Consider the following 2,691-nt stretch of genomic DNA (forward strand, 5'->3'; position numbering starts at 1 on the left):
GCACACGGTGTATAGTCCTCCACACAGTCCTTGAAACCTTCTTAGACAGCTTATCATCAGCGTCTTGGAACATTGACTGCTTATTCAACTTCTCAACAGCAAACATAGTGAGAGGATACATCTCCAACAGTTTATTCACGAACTTGTGAACATAATCAAGCACGCGGTTCCTTTCACGGTGGGAATACTTCCTCAACAATACCTTCCCCTTCCTACCGTGTTTAGAAGCAAAAGACTGTATTCTACCCCTCTTCAACTCCATACCGAATTTTAGACTGTACAACTCCTTCAAGGAGAAAGTGACGAACTTCCCCCCATCGTAAGCGTCCAATGTGTAAAGATTACTATCAATAGATAGAAAGTCAAGGGGAGTAAACCAAGGTAACTTATAACGGAATGGTAGGTGAACTTTATCCTCCTTAATTATGGGCTCACCTAAATCAAGCCCTCTAACCCTCCTTGAAAACCAAGTGTGGGACCAAGAGAAGGTGACGTATTCGTAAGGTCTTACTGTAATCCTTACACTCTCACCCTCAACCTTCCTCAGAGTTGACTTAATCCTAACGTAAACCTTCTTCAATCTAGGTTTCCTCAGTGACGCTTGTCCTTTTTCAGCCCTCCTCTTCCACCCCTTTAATATTGAGTAAGCATCATTTATTGCTTTGTCAACGTAGTGGGAGGCTAGATTGTTAATCTTTTCAAGCTCATCCCTTAACGTCTTGTAAACTTCCTTTTTCTTAGGCAGGGTTATTTTGATCTTCGTTAGGACTTTCTTACCTTTCTTTACTTCCTTCCTCTCTATCTTAGTCCTCTCCCATAACCAGTCTAGAGCTTTGTGTAGAAGGTGTTTATAATTCTCCAGTAATGTCTTGCTCTCCTCCTTCTTATCGTTCTTCAGAGAGTACGTTAGGTAGACGTATTCCTCCTCCGGTTGGAATGATTTAAGCTTTAAGCTCTTCGACACACTTCTTCACCTTTTCGTATTTATGACTCCTCATATCATACAACTTTCCGCTAAATGATACCAGTATAGAGGTCAAATCTTCAATTAGTTCTTGTTCTGGTGTTTTGTCCTCTTTGTTTAGCACTACGAGCTCGCAGTTGTGTGCTTTGCATACTTCTTCAAGTATCTCGAAGCTAAACCTTACTAGTCTGTCTGGGTAGGCTATAACTATTTTTGACACTTCGTTGTTTAGTATCATTCTTAACAACTTGATGAATCCCTTTCTCTTCATGTTCAATGAAGATCCAACGTCAGTTATTACTTGGTCGTAGTCCTTAACGTTCTTCTCTAGGTATTTTACTTGGTTTATTAAGTCGTCTTTTTGTGTATTTGATGATACTCTAGCATAAAGTATCACTTTCCTCTTTCTAACAATTCCCATGAGTCTTTCGACGTCCTCTTCTCTAAACCTCCATTTTCCACTCTGTAGTATTACTGGTTTTATGTAACCCTTCTTAACATAGCTCTGTAGTGTGCGGTATGATATTCCTAAGCGTTGGCACACTTCCTTAGGTTTCAGCATTGTAGTAAAACTTACATACAAAGTATATAAACTTCATGGTTTATCAAAAACTGTTGGCGACGGCATATTACTCAACCGCTTAAATGACCAACTCTTAGGGGTGGAGTTCGGAAAGCTAGATGTCGGTTATAACGTAATTTAATTAGGAAAATCGAGGAAGGAGTAAAGGGTTATAATATGTATTTGATGAAGACCTTTCATTCCTCATTATCCTCCTCTTCACTTTCTTCCTTTTTCTGATAAGTTTTTACTTCTTCAACAGCTTTTTTCATCTCCTCAACTTCCTTCTGCGGTAAAGGATCTATCTCTGCCTTAAAGTTCGTAATCCTCAAGTATTTGTCCCATTGTATTACAATACCTTCATCAGTGATTTCCATTGGGTGCCTTACCATTGAGATCTTCGTGTCCCTCATCTTCCACACTATTATCGACCTATACATCTTGCCCTCAAACTCGTCTAGGTCTAACCTTATTATACCGTCAACAGCGTGTTCTACACCTGGTCCGCCGAAACCCCTCTCACCAACTGAAACTTGGCTAACGAAGAACGCTGTACAGCCTAGACCAGAAATTACCCTCTTTAGTGTCATTACTATTCCTCTTGCCATTGCAGGTTTAGTAAGGTATAATGTACTCACTGAATCAATAGCGACTCTGTTAGCCTCAGTCTCTTTAATTGCAGTTCTCAAAACTTCGGAGAATTCCTTTACATCATCCACATTTTTAACAACATATTTCTCCTTTTGGGCGGTTGCACCGTAACCGCCCGTAAAAGCGTCAACTACAGCAAACTTTCCCTCTCTTTCATACTTAGTAATATCCCAACCAAAGTGATGAAAACTCCTTATGACTGAAACGGGATGTTCTTCCAAAGTAACGTATATACCATTTTCACCCTTTGTTAGACCGTTATATATGAACTGCTTCGCCATTATGGACTTTCCAGTCCCAGGGCCCCCAGAGAGCAATACAATGTTCCTTTCTGGTATTCCGCCATAAAGGATTTCGTCTAGACCAGGTATATATGTCCTGACTCTCTTTACTTCAGTATGGGAATCTCTTTTTTAGCGTAAAAAATGAGATGAATAAAATACATAAAAAGTCGAAAGAATAAGATTTTTCGTAGAAAAGTTTGTATAAACGAGGGCGGACCTAATTATATGCC

Annotated in this window: 2 protein-coding genes and 1 pseudogene; all 3 read right to left on the reverse strand. The window is 39.8% G+C overall.

Annotation, left to right across the window (positions count from 1 at the left end; translation table 11 throughout):
- A partial coding sequence (locus WIW52_RS01320) for a transposase (RefSeq protein WP_337708105.1) occupies positions 1-964 on the reverse strand: 964 nt, incomplete at its 3' end.
- Positions 942-1,526, reverse strand: coding sequence for an IS607 family transposase (locus tag WIW52_RS01325; protein ID WP_337708107.1), 585 nt, complete (start codon positions 1,524-1,526; stop codon positions 942-944). The genes WIW52_RS01325 and WIW52_RS01320, both read right to left, overlap by 23 nt.
- A gap of 197 nt (positions 1,527-1,723) precedes the next feature.
- Positions 1,724-2,569: pseudogene (locus tag WIW52_RS01330) on the reverse strand (KaiC domain-containing protein); the annotation flags it as partial.
- Between the last annotated feature and the right edge of the window lie 122 nt (positions 2,570-2,691).

Source organism: Stygiolobus sp. RP850M (assembly GCF_037389295.1).
Classification (GTDB): Archaea; Thermoproteota; Thermoprotei_A; order Sulfolobales; family Sulfolobaceae; genus Stygiolobus.

Bases quoted from the DNA above. Each gene is read 5' to 3' on its own strand.
- WIW52_RS01325 (WP_337708107.1), bottom strand. From the start codon at position 1,526: ATGCTGAAACCTAAGGAAGTGTGCCAACGCTTAGGAATATCATACCGC.